This is a genomic window from Flagellimonas marinaquae (assembly GCF_003992675.1).
GTDB classification, from domain to species: domain Bacteria; phylum Bacteroidota; class Bacteroidia; order Flavobacteriales; family Flavobacteriaceae; genus Flagellimonas; species Flagellimonas marinaquae.
This window is the reverse complement of record NZ_RZMZ01000007.1, coordinates 226,223-240,931: the sequence shown is the minus strand read 5'-3', so window position 1 is coordinate 240,931 and position 14,709 is coordinate 226,223. Positions and strand designations below refer to the sequence as shown.

Annotated in this window: 14 protein-coding genes and 1 tRNA gene; 11 read left to right on the top strand and 4 right to left on the bottom strand. The window is 40.3% G+C overall.

Features of this window, described 5'->3' with window-relative positions:
* Positions 1-78: 78 nt before the first annotated feature.
* Entirely contained in the window at positions 79-2,499 is a 2,421-nt protein-coding gene (locus EO130_RS04595; protein WP_127140349.1) for a TonB-dependent receptor, read from the top strand.
* A gap of 51 nt (positions 2,500-2,550) precedes the next feature.
* Positions 2,551-3,543: a tRNA dihydrouridine synthase DusB gene (dusB, locus tag EO130_RS04590; RefSeq protein ID WP_127140348.1), complete on the top strand. Its 993-nt coding sequence runs from the start codon at positions 2,551-2,553 to the stop codon at positions 3,541-3,543.
* Here the strand turns inward: dusB and EO130_RS04585 are convergent.
* Both EO130_RS04585 and rbfA read right to left on the bottom strand, forming a co-directional pair.
* Positions 3,540-4,745 carry an ABC transporter permease gene (locus EO130_RS04585; RefSeq protein ID WP_127140347.1) on the bottom strand — a complete coding sequence of 402 codons (1,206 nt, stop codon included), beginning with the start codon at positions 4,743-4,745 and terminating at the stop codon, positions 3,540-3,542. The two genes, dusB and EO130_RS04585, sit on opposite strands and share 4 nt — an antisense overlap.
* 2 nt (positions 4,746-4,747) lie before the next feature.
* The gene (gene rbfA, locus EO130_RS04580; RefSeq protein ID WP_127140346.1) at positions 4,748-5,143 is read right to left on the bottom strand and encodes a 30S ribosome-binding factor RbfA; all 396 of its coding nucleotides are present in this window, start codon (positions 5,141-5,143) and stop codon (positions 4,748-4,750) included.
* A gap of 101 nt (positions 5,144-5,244) precedes the next feature.
* Here rbfA and mce point away from each other — a divergent pair, with 101 nt between their 5' ends.
* Both mce and EO130_RS04570 read left to right on the top strand, forming a co-directional pair.
* Complete coding sequence (mce, locus tag EO130_RS04575; protein WP_127140345.1) at positions 5,245-5,652, top strand: methylmalonyl-CoA epimerase; 408 nt, start codon at positions 5,245-5,247, stop codon at positions 5,650-5,652.
* Between the two features lie 56 nt (positions 5,653-5,708).
* A tRNA-Ile gene (locus EO130_RS04570) sits at positions 5,709-5,782 on the top strand.
* Positions 5,783-6,103: 321 nt separating this feature from the next.
* Here EO130_RS04570 and EO130_RS04565 read toward each other — a convergent pair.
* Positions 6,104-7,234 (bottom strand): XRE family transcriptional regulator, encoded by a 1,131-nt coding sequence (locus tag EO130_RS04565; RefSeq protein ID WP_127140344.1) that lies wholly within the window; start codon positions 7,232-7,234, stop codon positions 6,104-6,106.
* A gap of 587 nt (positions 7,235-7,821) precedes the next feature.
* Between EO130_RS04565 and EO130_RS04560 the strand changes: the two genes are divergently transcribed.
* The 7 genes from EO130_RS04560 to mobB all read left to right on the top strand — a co-directional run bounded on the left by EO130_RS04560 (position 7,822) and on the right by mobB (position 13,690).
* Complete coding sequence (locus EO130_RS04560; RefSeq protein WP_127140343.1) at positions 7,822-8,784, top strand: multiubiquitin domain-containing protein; 963 nt, start codon at positions 7,822-7,824, stop codon at positions 8,782-8,784.
* Positions 8,785-8,789: 5 nt separating this feature from the next.
* The gene (locus EO130_RS04555) at positions 8,790-10,184 is read left to right on the top strand and encodes a HesA/MoeB/ThiF family protein (protein WP_127140342.1); all 1,395 of its coding nucleotides are present in this window, start codon (positions 8,790-8,792) and stop codon (positions 10,182-10,184) included.
* Positions 10,150-10,485 carry a ubiquitination-like system serine protease family protein gene (locus tag EO130_RS15715; protein WP_417935510.1) on the top strand — a complete coding sequence of 112 codons (336 nt, stop codon included), beginning with the start codon at positions 10,150-10,152 and terminating at the stop codon, positions 10,483-10,485. The genes EO130_RS04555 and EO130_RS15715 overlap by 35 nt, the downstream gene beginning before the upstream one ends.
* Positions 10,486-10,659: 174 nt before the next feature.
* Complete coding sequence (locus tag EO130_RS04550) at positions 10,660-11,343, top strand: hypothetical protein (RefSeq protein WP_127140341.1); 684 nt, start codon at positions 10,660-10,662, stop codon at positions 11,341-11,343.
* Positions 11,344-11,497: 154 nt separating this feature from the next.
* Positions 11,498-11,791, top strand: coding sequence for a helix-turn-helix transcriptional regulator (locus EO130_RS04545; RefSeq protein ID WP_164732873.1), 294 nt, complete (start codon positions 11,498-11,500; stop codon positions 11,789-11,791).
* Positions 11,792-12,077: 286 nt separating this feature from the next.
* Positions 12,078-12,662, top strand: a complete 585-nt coding sequence (locus EO130_RS04540; protein ID WP_127140339.1) for a BfmA/BtgA family mobilization protein — start codon at positions 12,078-12,080, stop codon at positions 12,660-12,662.
* A gap of 5 nt (positions 12,663-12,667) precedes the next feature.
* Positions 12,668-13,690, top strand: coding sequence for a MobB family relaxase (gene mobB, locus EO130_RS04535; protein ID WP_127140338.1), 1,023 nt, complete (start codon positions 12,668-12,670; stop codon positions 13,688-13,690).
* Between the two features lie 474 nt (positions 13,691-14,164).
* Here mobB and EO130_RS04530 read toward each other — a convergent pair whose 3' ends face one another.
* Positions 14,165-14,656, bottom strand: a complete 492-nt coding sequence (locus EO130_RS04530) for a hypothetical protein (RefSeq protein WP_127140337.1) — start codon at positions 14,654-14,656, stop codon at positions 14,165-14,167.
* Between the last annotated feature and the right edge of the window lie 53 nt (positions 14,657-14,709).

Here is a 14,709-nt window from a genome sequence, read left to right as displayed (position 1 = left end):
TTTTTTATCAATAAGAAAATCAGCAGCTATTTCGCTCAAAAATAATTTCTTAGATTTGAGGTTCAACCCAAACCTCTAATGAAGAACCTCGCCACCATTCTTTTATTGGTGCTTTTACCCATAAGTGGCACATACGGCCAAACCTTTAAGATTACAGGAAAGGTGGTGGACGAGCAGAATCAGGTGATTCCTTATGCCAATATTTTGCTGTTGAAGGCCACAGATTCCACCTTTGTTCAGGGAAGTTCAGCCAATGAGGAAGGCTTTTTTGAACTTTTGGAAGTGGAGCCGAATCTATATCTTTTGCAAGCAAGTTATGTAGGTCGGGGTTCCGAACCCAGAGCATTGGACATTAAAAAGGACTTATCCCTTGGAGCCCTGATCATTCCCATGGAGAGCAATGAATTGGATGAGGTGGTGGTCACGGCACAGCGGCCAAAACTCCAACGGTTACCGGACAGACTGGTCTTTTCTGTGGAAAACACCGTGGTTTCGCAAGGAACCTCGTGGGATATTCTTAAAAATACGCCGGGCGTTATCGTCAATCAGGATAATTTAATGATACGGGGCCAAAATGCCACCGTGTACCTCAACGACAGAAAAGTACAGCTTTCGGGACAGGAAGTGCAGGATTTGCTACAGGGGCTTTCGGGAAACAACATCAAATCGGTGGAAGTAATTTCCAACCCCCCTGCCCGTTATGATGCCGAGGGTGGGCCAATTCTGAATATCGTCACCAGCAAGAACATTATCCCAGGCTACAAGGGCAGTGTGAACGGAACCTTCACACAGGCGGTATTCCCCAAGTACAGTATCGGGACCAGTCATTATTATAAAACGGACAAGCTCAATCTGTTTGCCAACTATACCATCAACCCGCAAAAAAGAGTCAATAAAACCAAAAAGGGCATCAATTTTATTGATGATACCAATTCGATATTTTCCGTTTGGGATACGGATTACAATCAAACGGACCGGTCGCAATCCCAAAATGCCAGTTTTATCCTGGATTATGATTTTGATGACCGCAATAGTCTCAATGTGACCTCCAATCTATTGTTCAATCTGGACCAAGAGCAGCAAACCTTGCTTTCCAACGAAATTAGAAACGCACAGGCCCAATTGGATTCCACCTTTACCACACAGAACAATGCCAATATGGACCATACCAACTTGGCCTTTGACCTTACCTATGTGCACAAATTAAAAAAGCCCGGCGCCCAAATCCTCGCCAATGGGCACTACACCTATTTTAACGGGGAGACGTTCCAGCGATTGGCCTCCGATTATTTTGATGCGGACGGCAATTTTTTAAGGGATTTTGGCTTTGATTCGGAAACCGACCAAAACATTCAAATCTTTACGGGGCAAGTAGACTACTCCACACCCATTGGAAATGCATCTTTTGAATCTGGGGTGAAATATTCGTCCATATATTCCGAAAACAATCTCGATTTTTTCAATTTCAACGGTTCGAGCAATACAGTTGATGCGTCCCTATCGGACGAGTATACCTACGACGAGAAAGTTTATGCGGCCTACATGAGCTTTGTGAAGAATTGGGAAAAATGGTCCATGAAGTTGGGAGTACGCGGAGAGTTGACAAAAGCCAAAGGTATTTCGGAGACCTTAGATCAGGTGAACACACAGGACTTTTTTGAGCCCTTCCCTTCCCTGTACGTCCTCTATTCGCCTTCGGACAAGCATAGCTTTTCGTTTGATTACGGACGAAATATCAACCGACCCAAATACGACGATCTGAACCCCTTCCGGTTTTTTTACAACGAAAACGACTTTGAGGAAGGAAATCCAGGGCTGAGGCCAAGTTTTAGCAATAACTTTAACTTCAACTACACGCTCAACAGCGAGTATTTCTTTGATGTGTATTATCGTGATAATGGCCGGAACATCGCCTATTTGGTGTTTCAGGACAATGACAATCAAACTTTGGTAGAGCTGAAGCAGAACGTGCTGGAAAGTAAATCCTACGGGCTGGACTTCACCTTGAGCAAGTCCATTTTGAATCCGTGGTTCTTGTATGCCTATACTTCCCTGTTCCATGAAGAGGAAACGTTCTTGGCCGAGGAAAGCGGCAATGTACCCTTTACCAACGAGGTCAACGGGGTCTATGCCTATTTGGGCAACTACTTGACCCTCTCCAAGGACGGAACGTTTACCGGAGAAGTCGCTGCCACCTACGTATCACAATTTCTCTTTGGCTCTTACGTGTCCGACGAACAATTTAATTTGACACTTGGCCTTCGCAAAACCTTGTTCGACAATAAGATAGTACTTTCACTTGCCGCGGAAGATATCTTGGAGCAGTATGTGCCCACCTATCGTTCGCAATACCTCAATCAGGACAATTTTTACCGCAGACGCCCCGAAACGCAGTTTATCCGCTTTGGATTTACCTATAATTTTGGGAACTTTAGATTAGAGGACAACGAAAGGGGCATTGATAAAAATGAACGTGACCGACTACAATCGCAGAACTAGCTTTGGTTTTGTCAGCTATTTTGTACTTTTGCAGTCCAAAAAACAACGGATTTGCCAAAAATTGGAAACATAGAACTTCCTGATTTTCCGCTTCTTCTAGCTCCGATGGAAGATGTGAGTGACCCTCCTTTTCGAAAATTGTGCAAGGAGCAGGGTGCCGATGTGGTCTATACGGAGTTTATCTCTTCGGAAGGATTGATCAGGGATGCTGCCAAAAGTGTCATCAAACTGGACATTTACGAAAAAGAGCGGCCGGTAGGTATCCAAATTTTTGGTGCTGAATTGGATTCGATGCTTCAGGCGGTGGATATTGTGGAAAAATCAAACCCCGACATCATCGACATCAATTTTGGCTGTCCCGTAAAAAAGGTGGTCTGCAAAAATGCAGGAGCCGGTATTTTGCGCGACATTCCTTTGATGGTCAAGCTCACCGAAGAAATTGTGAAGCGCACCCAATTGCCCGTTACCGTGAAAACACGCTTGGGTTGGGACAACAATTCCATCAAAATTGTTGAGGTGGCAGAGCGCTTACAGGATGTTGGGATAAAGGCCATTTCCATTCACGGACGTACCCGTGTGCAGATGTACAAGGGCGAAGCTGATTGGAAACCCATTGCCGATGTAAAGAACAACCAACGGATGCATATTCCGGTATTTGGCAACGGGGACGTGGATACGCCCGAAGCCGCAGTGAAAATGCGCGACGAATTTGGATTGGATGGAGCCATGATCGGCAGGGCAAGCATTGGCTATCCTTGGTTCTTCAATGAGGTGAAACACTACTTTAAAACAGGGGAGCATTTGGCACCTCCCTCCATGCAGGAACGGGTGGATGCCGCCCGCAGGCACTTACAAATGGCCATAGATTGGAAAGGGGAAAAACTAGGTGTTTTTGAAACCCGAAGGCACTACACCAATTATTTTAAGGGCATTCCACACTTTAAGGAATACCGCATGAAAATGGTGACCAGTGATGATGCTGCCGATGTTTTTGCCGCTTTTGATGAGGTAGAGGAGAAGTTCGGCGATTTCCAGTTTGCTTAAGCGGAAATCAATTTTTCGTTGATTCGGCTGCTCGCGATTTTTGAGGAGATAAAGCCCAATACCATAATCGTTCCGATAACAATCAACACGTTAACGACATTGAACTCTACGGGATAAGCCAGGGTCGGTGTAATCTTTAACCATCCGAATGCCAATTGGGAACCGATCAGCAACATACCGATCAACACCCCGATGAATCCACCAAACGACGTGACCAATATCCCTTGGATAAAATAGATACGGCGTAATTCTTTTATGGTAGTACCCAAACTGTACAGCGTTTTGGAGTTCTGTTGTTTGTCCAAAATCATCATGATAATGGCTCCGACCACATTGAACAGGGCTATGATTAGTACAAGCGTAAAAATCAAATAGGTGGCTAAATTTTCGGTGTTCAACATCCGGTAGAGCGAGGTGTTCTGCTCCCTACGCGTTAAAATGGACACTTTATCGCCCAACACATCCGCAATGGCATTTCGGACATCGTCGGCAGAGGCTTTTTCCATCAATTTAAAATTGATGCCGGAAACCTCTGCACTGTCCTTTTGCAATAGTTGTTGTACGATGGGGAGTTGGGCAAACACATATTTTTTATCTAGGCTTTCCTCTACGGCATATACGCCGCTCACCACCAGGGCCAGATCATCATACGGCTTGGCATTGAGGCCTTGTTGAGAAAAGGAGCCCTCGCCCGGTTTGGGCACTAGGACCTCCATGGCCGTTCGGTTGTTCATGGGAACGCCAAGCAAATTATAGATACCAATACCGATAACACCGTTGTAGAGATCTGAACCCCAATTCCCAAAAATCAAGGTGCTATCGACCCCCGTAACAGCTCGGTAGTTTTCATCCACTCCCTTAATATAGGCAATGGTACTTTTCTCTTTATAGGTAAGGTAGGCCCGCTCCTCCAATTCTTTGGCATAGTTGGCCAGTCCCTCGATTTTGGCAAGGGCCAATTCTTCATCTGCGGAAACGGTAAAATGTTTCCCGAGGGTCGGCGAAGCTTTTAGGTCGGGATCAAAGGTGTTAGAAAAAGAAAGGCTGAATGTTCGGAGTCCTGCAAATGCGGAAAGCACGATAAAAAGTGCCGCGGAACCGATCACAATCACCAAAAAAGTGATGAAATTGATAATGTTTACCGCATTTTGGCTGCTTTTGGAACGTAAGTAACGCTTTGCGATATAAAAGGGAAAGTTCAAAATCAGGATTTCTTGCGTTTGTCGAGCAAGTCCCTGTTCTCGATAGGGTTCTCTTCTCGCTTAAGGGATTTCTCGATTTTTTCGATGTACTCCAGCGAATCGTCCAGATAAAAATTCAGTTCCGGCACGCGCCGTAGTTGGTGTTTGGTACGTTGCGCCAGTTCATAACGGATGGCCACCTGGCTTTCTTTGATACCTGCCAACAGCTCTTTTGCGCCTTTGTTCGGAAAAATGCTCACATATACTTTGGCCAAGGACAAGTCTACGGTGACGGAAACCTTGGACACAGAGATCAAAGTTCCCTTAAGACCACCATCGGTAGCGGCACGTTGCAGGATATCGGCCAAATCTTTTTGAATGATTCCCGCTATTTTTTTCTGTCTTTGTGTTTCCTCCATACTGCAAAAATAAGCGAATTAATGACTAACGTCACAGGATTAACCATTTACAGTGCGTAATTTTGAAAAAAGCTGCGTATTTTAAAGATATGGATACTTGTATGGACAAAATTGAACACATCGGAATCGCTGTAAAGGATTTGGAGGCTTCCAACGCCCTGTTTGCCAAACTTTTTGGTGTACCGCACTATAAAGTGGAAGAAGTGGTCTCGGAAGGGGTAAAGACCTCTTTTTTTAAATCGGGCCCCAATAAAATTGAATTGTTGGAGGCCACAAAACCCGATAGTCCCATTGCCAAGTTTGTGGAGAAAAAAGGGGAAGGCATTCATCATATTGCTTTTGCGGTGGAAGATATTGTATCGGAACTGGAGCGATTGAAGGGAGAAGGCTTTGTGGTTTTGAACGAAACGCCCAAGAAAGGGGCTGACAACAAGCTGGTGGCTTTTTTGCACCCCAAGGGTACGAATGGCGTTTTGGTGGAGCTATGCCAAGAAATAAAAGAGGGCTAGCGGGGAAAATCTTGCGCTGTAGAAAAATAAACACTAATATTGCATCCGCAAAATGCGGTCCTATAGCTCAGTTGGTTAGAGCACCTGACTCATAATCAGGGGGTCCCTGGTTCGAGCCCAGGTGGGACCACCTCAACAAAGATAAACCTTTCAAGCAATTGGGAGGTTTTTCTTTTTTATATGGGTACAACATAGGTACAACATTTCAAAACAGCTATTTAATTCCTTGTCAGCTACACTTTACCATTATAAAATCTAGAAGTATAAGTTAAAACCTCTTAATCCATTGGTTGAGTATTTTTGTGATTAAAGCATAAGAACTTTTCCTCAAAACCTATAATTCTTAATGATAGCTTTACGATTATAGTGATGTTCTAAAGGGGGTAGGCTACAACACAGGTTTTGTATGGTAGTACATGTATGTAAATTTTGAGGAGGTTCATTAAAACACCTACGCTTTTTCGGCCCTGTATTTATTGGGTATTTTATCTCTAACAGACTCTTTAAATCTATGCAGTGTAGAATAAGATACTTTTTCATTAAAGGCTAAGATACCTACTACTATTGATGGATGAATTTTTTTTGAAAGAGAAAACTCCGTGACCTTTTCTTCTGTTATGTATCCAATATACTCATCAAAAAACTCTAAAATCTCATCTTGCAATAAAACCTTTTCAGCCATTTCATTTGCCTCTTTTTCTTTTTTTGAAGTTATGCTACTTGTGGAATCATCCATGAAAACCATATTATTATGGTTCTTTTTAGGTAAATGAAGTAGCACGTGAGATGCTTCATGGGCCATATTAAACCAAAAATTATCAACTCGGTCATACCTTCCTGTCAAAGTAATAACTGGTCCAGTTTCTGATGCAAAAGCAGCACCATCCAAGTAAGTTTTTGATAAGTGAGAAAGAAAAACAAATTTAACTCCAACTTTTCCTAGGTCATTCAAGAATTTGCTAATTCCATTTTTCAAAATGGTATAAGTGTGAAGTTTGGACAGTAGTTCTTCCAAACCATTCTTATCATATGGGCAAACATTTAGCCTTTGTGAATGATTAAGGGCCATTTGATACCAAGCCCTAGCATTTATTTCATTAGTTGGATTTTTGTAAGCATCAGATTTCCTATATTCTATATTAATCTTATTGGACTCTAAAATAGAGAAATCTAGTTGTTTGTTTTTTGGAACATTCCAAAATGAGTGTAATTGTTTGTTTAAACCTTCAATACTATCGTATGGCTTTAACCAACCTTTTTTCAACAATTCATTAATTGGAAGATATTTATATACTTCAACTTGGCGTTCAACTAATTGCTCCTTAGTTTCTTCAATCTTTTTTGAAAGCTGATAATTCGTGTCTAACATTATCCACTCATAAGCTTTCCAGTCAAATACCTTTTCAAGTAACCTTGCAATATCAATTGATATGGGCTTTTTGTCCTTAATTATTTCGTTGGTGTGTTTTAATGAAATGGTTAATATGTGGGCTAAATCATCCTGAGTCCACTCGTAAGAAGACAAAAAATATTTTAAAGCTTGACCTGGGGTTTGAAAATCATCAATGGTCTTGTTAGTCATAAAGCTTGTTTGAAGTATGTTGCAAGTATTCACATCATTACAATAGATAATAATCTATTGAAAATTATATCGTCAGAAATCTTTGCTTTGGGATATGGAATCTATATTGTAAATATAACCTTTTTGGTAAAATTCGCAAATAATTTTATGTTTTTTACTTATATGGTTAAATATGATTTTTATGTTTTACCATTTTGGTTATATTCAATTTTCACATTTAATTATATTTGTTATCTTTGACAAAGTTCAGGTTGTCTGAAACAAAAAAATCAGGCAGAAAACTACCTGATTTTGGTCTTAAAAGTTTGAATTTACAAGGGCTGCGAACCCGAGTAAACCTTTGATTTTGTTCACTGCAAAGGTATGCATTCTTCTTTAAAATACCAAATGGTTGCTTTTTCTGCCTGATTATTCAATAATTTTTAAAGTATTTAAGTCGCCTTACTATTTGTTTTTCATTCGGATAAACGGGTAATCTATAGCTACTAGATTGCCAAATCCCTCTAACAACAAACAAGATGTTTGGAGTGTGAATGGGTCTTCATTATCGTAGCTAAAAAATGTTTTTAACTTAAAACGATAGTAAAATGACTCTAAAAAATAAAAAAGTCGATTTACATGAGTGCTATTGTAATGGTGTAAAGCCAGAAATAGCCTACGAGTATTCCTTCAGAATCAATGAAAAAGAATACTCAACAAGAAAGCAAGTAATAACAGGCAACGACTTGCATGAACTTGCAGGAACCTCTTCTGAAACCCATTTTATTAGAATGGTTGTAAAAAAGGGTAAAGTTGAAATTGGCCCCTTAATCAAAGTTGATTTAACCGATTGCGGTATTGAAAGATTTATCATTCTACCATACGAACAAGAGGTTATTGATTTAGAGAATTGCTTCTGCGAGGGGTCCACTCCAATTATTACCTTTCAGTATCTCTTGAAAATAAACGGGGATAAATATAAGGTGGAAAAGGAGAAGCTTACCGGTGCTGAAATCCTTGCCTTAGCAAATAAAAATCCAAAGTCTCACAGATTAAGGATGTTTACTAAGAAAGGAAAGGTAATTATAAAGCCAGACCAAATAATTGACCTTACCGAATGTGGGGTAGAAAGGTTTGTTGCTGAACCCTTAGATTGCACCGAGGGCTTTATCTCTGATAATCCATTTAAGTTGCCAGAGGAGGATTTCCAATATTTAAAATCATCTCCGTATATCATTGACACCATTGTTGAAGGTAATAAAAGATGGATAATCTTTAGAGAGTTCAAGATTCCTAAAGGATATAATGTAGAAACGGCTGATTTGGCCATCCTATTGCCACCCCATTACCCTACCACTAGGTTGGACATGATGTACTTTTATCCACCGTTGGCAAGAAAAGATAGCGCTCCAATTGGAGCGCTATCTAATCAATCAATTGAAGGTAAAAGGTATCAACGATGGTCTAGGCACCGTACGGCGGCCAACAAATGGAATCCAGAAATTGACAATATTGAATCTCATGTTGATTTAATGGTAAGTTGTTTAATTGCGGAATTTGATAAACGTTGATTGATATGGTACATTTTAAAATAACAGATAAGATGTGCCAAGAGTTGAAGAACCATCTCCATTGTGGAGATGGTTTGGAAGCTCTTGCATTTGTAGTTTGTGGCCGCTTAAACCACAATGAAGATAATTTGCTGCTTGCCCACGAGGTTTTTCTTATGCCCTATGAAAATTGTGAAAGAGATGTAAATTATGTTAGTTGGAAAACTGAACATATTGAACATCTTCTTGAGAAAGCGGAAAAAGGTTTTGCAATTGTTAAGATACATTCCCATTTTGTTGCTAACTCCGACTTTTCTGAACTGGATGATGTCTCTGACAAGTCTTTTTTTGAAGCCGTATATGGTTGGTCAAATACTGATTTGCCTCATGCAAGTATCGTCATGTATCCAGACGGTTCGATGAAAGGCCGAGTAATTGGGGGTAACCTTGATTTTTTTGACTTACCTAGAATTTCTGTGATAGGGAGTACGCTGAAAGAATACCGCAGGAATGTTCAAATAGGCGAAACTAATGAAGCTTTCGTAAGAAATCAACAAGCGTTTGGTTCTAAGACGACAGAATTGCTCAAAGGTTTAAAGGTTGGAGTTGTTGGCTGTTCGGGAACCGGGAGTCCAGTAATTGAGCAATTGGCAAGATTGGGTGTTGGAGCACTTGTACTGATTGATTCGGATTCAGTGGAGAGCAAAAATCTCAACAGGATATTGGGTTCCACTTCTGCTGATGCGGATTTGAAAAAGCTCAAAGTAGATGTTCTCAAAGAGCATATTCAAGCTATGGGGTTAGAAACTAAGGTTATAACTCATCCTGTATTGCTTCAAGAAAGCAGAGCAGCTATAGATTCTTTAGCTAGTTGTGATTTTGTATTTGGTTGCGTTGATTCTGTTGAAGGCAGGCACTATTTGAATATGATTTCTACATACTACTTAGTGCCGTTGATTGATATAGGTGTAAAATTAGTAGCAGATGGGCTAGGAGGAATAGATTCCATTAACGGAAATATTCACTATGTTTCCCCCGGGTCAGAAACGCTCTTAGAAAGAAAGGTCTTTACATCGGAACAATTAGCGGCGGAAAGTATGAAGAGGGTTTCGCCTAGTGAATATGAAAAGAGAAGAGCGTATTTCAACAATATAGAAGTTGAAAGCCCCGCGGTCATTAGCATCAATATGGCCTGTGCTTCTTTTGGTGTAAATGAGATGTTAGGAAGAATACATCCTTTTAGATATAAAGACAATCGTAGTTTTTCTCAAACCTCGATAAATTTTTCTGACTGGGATATAAACACATGGCCCGAGAAACAAAGTAACTCCAAATCTGTAATCAATAATATAGGCATGGGAAATATCGAACCTGAATTAATAATTTATGTCAATGAGGAAGATGATAAATTGGTTTCTTAACCTGTTTGGGTTTGGGCATAAGATTTTTTCATACAGAATTGTTTCTGAGCTGCCAAAGAATCCACAGAACGACATAGTTTATATAGAAGGTAATGCTCATGTTGAAGATTATTGGTATGCGTTATTTAAGTGTCCCTGCGGTTGCGGGGGCACAATAATGCTAAACCTGATTGAAGATTGTAAGCCAAGTTGGAAAATATACTTTAATAAAAAGCGATTTTCGATTTATCCTTCAATCTGGAGAACAAAAAAATGCAGGAGTCATTTTTGGTTAAAAAATGGTAAAGTGGTCTGGGCGTGAAAACCTTACCATAGTTCTGACTATAAAGAACCTTACTAACCTAAATCGCTGTAGCTCCAGGGCAATGTTATCAGAAATGAGTATCTCAATCGATTTGAGGTTGTCTCCTTTTTTTAAACGAACACTAAATAGTGTGAAAAACCCAAAAAAATACATTTGTTCTTATCTTAGAATATGGAAAAGTTAGGGAATATGTTGGCAATGTGGATACACGGACAACGGTCCATGCTCAAAAGGACTAATTCCTGGCTCAACCACCTTTCTCTAAATCAACTCTCCTCCCTTGTCATAATCCTTTTTGGGTTATTACCACTGACCACCTTTTTTATCATTGCCCATGATGATTATTACTGGACACAGATTATTGCAAGCTATCTTTTAGTAGTACTGCTTTTTATCTTGGTCCTTGTGGTGGTAATTGGGTGGTTCAAGGCCAAAGAAATGGCAAATGCCGATGTAGAAGGCTTCTCATTTATAGAGCTATCATTTAAAAAAATCGACAAAGAATATTTTGGGTTTGATGAATCCGATATTGAAAATTTAGAGCTTTTGACAAATCATTTGCCTTCCAAACATAGGATAGTAATCAGAGAAGTGCCGAAGAATAAGCAATCTGGGAATCTTAGATTTCTTTTTTCATTTTTAGATCATATAATTGAAGGGGGTATTCAAGGTATGGGAATGAAATCGAGAGACTCACTTTCCAGATTGGTTCAAAAAAGATTTTCCTTCGATGGTTCCCAAATCAACGAGAACACATTTGCATCCAGTTACTCCAAATGGTCGCAGAAGACCAAAGAAGGGGGCTACGATGATACTCGAAAAACTATAGCCAAAGCACTGGGCCTTTCCAATTAATTATAGATTTTTTGCCCAAATCCCGAAAACAAAAGGCAATTAAAGCGCAATCATCATTTCTCTATTTTTCACTTGCATCAGGTGATATATGTTTGTCCCGTACAAAAAAGTAAGCGGCCGTTTACATATTCTCAAATTCCAAAAATCAGAAGTTATGGAAGAGCAACAGAATGTGTTGACATTACTCAAAGAAATCAAAACCATTCTTGGCCATCAGAAGAAGGTTATGAACGTGGAAGATCTTGCCGCATACACAGGACTTTCCAAAAGCAAGATTTACAAGCTTACCTCCTTAAAGCTTATCCCTATGAGCAACAACAAACATATCCGACAAATATTCTTTGACAAGGATACGATAGATAAATGGCTAATGGGCGACCCCAACCTATCCGATGAGTTTCTGGAAGAGAAGTTCAATCAACAGCTTCAAAGGAACAAAAACCACTGAGTTTATTGATGCTCTTTACTCCAATGAAAAGTATTTGGGTTTTCACGCGTGCGTGAAAAAACGAATAGCAAGAGGGTGATGCGCAAATTGCGCCATCACGGTTGTTTTCGGGTCTTCAACAAGTTGAAAACCAGTGAATTGAACAGATTTTGAAATACTGTACAAAATCTGGGGCTACAGTAGACTTTTCCGAAATCTACAGTAAACCCTTTGGGAAGCCCTATAAACACTGGAAATTTTTGACGCAAAAATTGACGCAATTTCACTAAAAAACAAAATCGCACCTATGGAAAAGCAAAAAACAAATGACAGAACAAAGAAAGGGACAGGTGGTTATTCAAATATCACCGTAAAGAAAGAAACGGCCTTACGTTTTCGCAACTATTCAAAAAGGTTCAATAAACCCCATAGCGAGGTTTTGGATGGAATGATACAATACTTCAAGGAGAACAAGCTTGACCCTTTTGGAGAGGGAACAAAGATCATTCTCGACAGCATCAAAAAATTGGAGCGTCAGATGATGAAAAAATTCGATAGGATCATTGCCATTATCAAGAACATGGAAAAGACAAGTATCCGGCCCACCTATGAAATGGTGCTCATTCTTTACGAGGCCTATGTAAAAGATGGTAAGAAACTCAAACCGGAGCCAGTCAAGATACAGGAAGAGCGAATGGACTTTTTGGAGCCTAGAAACACCGTTCCAAAAGTGGAGCACGATAGAATATTGCAAGAATTCAAAGAATATAAAAAGCATTGCAATGAAATCCTCCATAATGTCGAGAAGGTTGAGCCAATGATGGGAAAGCCGTATCTCAAACTAAATATGGGCATCGGGGATTTTGAAAGCCTGAAATATCAATTAAAATAACGCTTATGTACCTTACCATCTCAGCACAGAAAATGGGCAGCACCTACAACTCCAGTGTAGGGAACTATGTGGACTATCTGGAAAAGGAGAACGAGGATAGGTTGCCCGGACAAAGAGAGGAATTCTTTGACCAAGAGAACGATAGCGTAAGCCCTCAAACGGTCATCGATGAAATAGATGCCAATACGGCCAAACTGAGGCAGAAAGACCCGAAATTCTATTCCATAGTGGTCAGTCCCAATAAAAGGGAACTGAAGGCCATCGGAAATGACCCAAATATACTCAGGGAATATACAAGGAAGCTCATGGAGGACTATGCCAAGAGTTTCCATAGGAACCAAGAGGTCAAGGCCGAGAACCTGAAATACTATGCCAAAATCGAACATGAACGCACCTATCGGGGCTTTGACAAACAGGTTCAGGAAAATGCACCCTACCGAGGTGAGATAGCAAGGCTAAGGAACGAGATACGGAAAGTGGAACGGGGCGAATCCATAGGAAATGTCAATGAGCTTGAAAAAAAGATTGCAGAGCAAACAAGATTGGCCCCACACAAACAGAACGGACAGTTGGTGGCCGCAGGGATGAAGAAAGAGGGGCCACAGACCCATATACATATCATAGTCAGCAGAAGGGACGTAACCAACACCTATACACTTTCCCCGATGGCCAAGCACAAGGCCTCAGAAGTGGAATTGAACGGAAAGACGGTAAAGAGAGGGTTTGACAGGGACAAGTTTTACCAAGCAGCCGAGAAGACCTTTGACAGGACAACGGGCTTCAAAAGAAACTATGTGGAATCCTATGTAGGGAGGAAGGCACATGCCAAGGAACCGGGAAAGTTCTTTGCCAAGGTCATGGGACTTCCCACCAAGGAAAAGGACATGGCCTTTAAACTACTTAAAACGATGGGTGTAAAAGCTCCCAGTATCCCGACCAATAAAGTACAGATAGCGGTCAAAATCATCAAAGCCCTTGGAAGGGGTATTGATAAGGCAAGGGGCACAGGTGAGGACATGGGGTATTGAAATCCAAAAAGTAGGTTGCGCCCTTTCGGGTTTTTGTTTTACGCTTATCTACCGGAACGCTACAAAAACCCGACAGGATCCATGCGCAAAAGTTGGGGTAAGAATTTGGGACGTTTGCAGCGCAAAACCACGTTTTGATTACCCTTTATTTTAATTTTTCCTGTTTGTTAAATATTGACCTACCAATAAAACGGTAGAAATCAATATCCCAATATGCGGCATATAATTAGGCCAAGCGCCAAGTAAAATAACTACCAGAATATATATTGATAAGACATTCAATCCACTAATCAACACGGTAAAAGTCCACTGATCAATAGTTCGCACAAGAACACTTAACTTAAGTGAAATTAGAATTTCAATTAGTGCGATGATAATCGGGAGATATCCCCAAAATATGGTTTCCAGATTCATTTACCCCATATTTAATTTAATCACCTATTAAAAAATACCTTTCCTTATTTTTCTGTATTGTTATTTTTTTAGTCCTTTTATTTTATCCCATTTCTCATTAATAATACTTTGGCTTTTGTTGAGAATATCCCACTGTAATCGTTCAAAGCTCGATGTCACGTCATCCCCGGTTGCGTAGAGTTCCAACCTATTAATGTCATAACTAATGTGCTCGGCGTCCATAATTTTACCTTCTTCTGAAAGTCCCATCAATGCTATCTTGTTTCTTAGGGTGATAAATCTTTCCAAGAGCTCGTTAGCATTGTCAGGTCTAGGTGGAGATGCCATATGAGCTACCGAAATAAGTTCTGAAATGGTGTTGCGGAAATCTGTAACCCATTCCATACGTTTATCTGCAACATGAATCCTCCTACTTCTTCTTGCCGTATAACCAGTTGATATGGCAACAACAATACCAAGTAAAAATGTTCCCGCCCCAATTGCTAGTTCACCATAATCTAAAATGGATGGTTCTGGTGAGGCAAACTTATGTATCCCATGAAATAAAATCATTCTTTCAATTTTTGAAAATTTGAAGGGTCTTATATTTTACCTGAATCCTTTGT

Coding starts and splice junctions, on each gene's coding strand:
- EO130_RS04595 (WP_127140349.1), top strand. CDS start 79: ATGAAGAACCTCGCCACCATTCTTTTATTGGTGCTTTTACCCATAAGT.
- rbfA (WP_127140346.1), bottom strand. CDS start 5,143: ATGGAGGAAACACAAAGACAGAAAAAAATAGCGGGAATCATTCAAAAA.
- mce (WP_127140345.1), top strand. CDS start 5,245: ATGGACAAAATTGAACACATCGGAATCGCTGTAAAGGATTTGGAGGCT.
- EO130_RS04565 (WP_127140344.1), bottom strand. CDS start 7,234: ATGACTAACAAGACCATTGATGATTTTCAAACCCCAGGTCAAGCTTTA.
- EO130_RS04560 (WP_127140343.1), top strand. CDS start 7,822: ATGACTCTAAAAAATAAAAAAGTCGATTTACATGAGTGCTATTGTAAT.
- EO130_RS04555 (WP_127140342.1), top strand. CDS start 8,790: ATGGTACATTTTAAAATAACAGATAAGATGTGCCAAGAGTTGAAGAAC.
- EO130_RS15715 (WP_417935510.1), top strand. CDS start 10,150: ATGTCAATGAGGAAGATGATAAATTGGTTTCTTAACCTGTTTGGGTTT.
- EO130_RS04550 (WP_127140341.1), top strand. CDS start 10,660: ATGGAAAAGTTAGGGAATATGTTGGCAATGTGGATACACGGACAACGG.
- EO130_RS04545 (WP_164732873.1), top strand. CDS start 11,498: ATGGAAGAGCAACAGAATGTGTTGACATTACTCAAAGAAATCAAAACC.
- EO130_RS04540 (WP_127140339.1), top strand. CDS start 12,078: ATGGAAAAGCAAAAAACAAATGACAGAACAAAGAAAGGGACAGGTGGT.
- mobB (WP_127140338.1), top strand. CDS start 12,668: ATGTACCTTACCATCTCAGCACAGAAAATGGGCAGCACCTACAACTCC.
- EO130_RS04530 (WP_127140337.1), bottom strand. CDS start 14,656: ATGATTTTATTTCATGGGATACATAAGTTTGCCTCACCAGAACCATCC.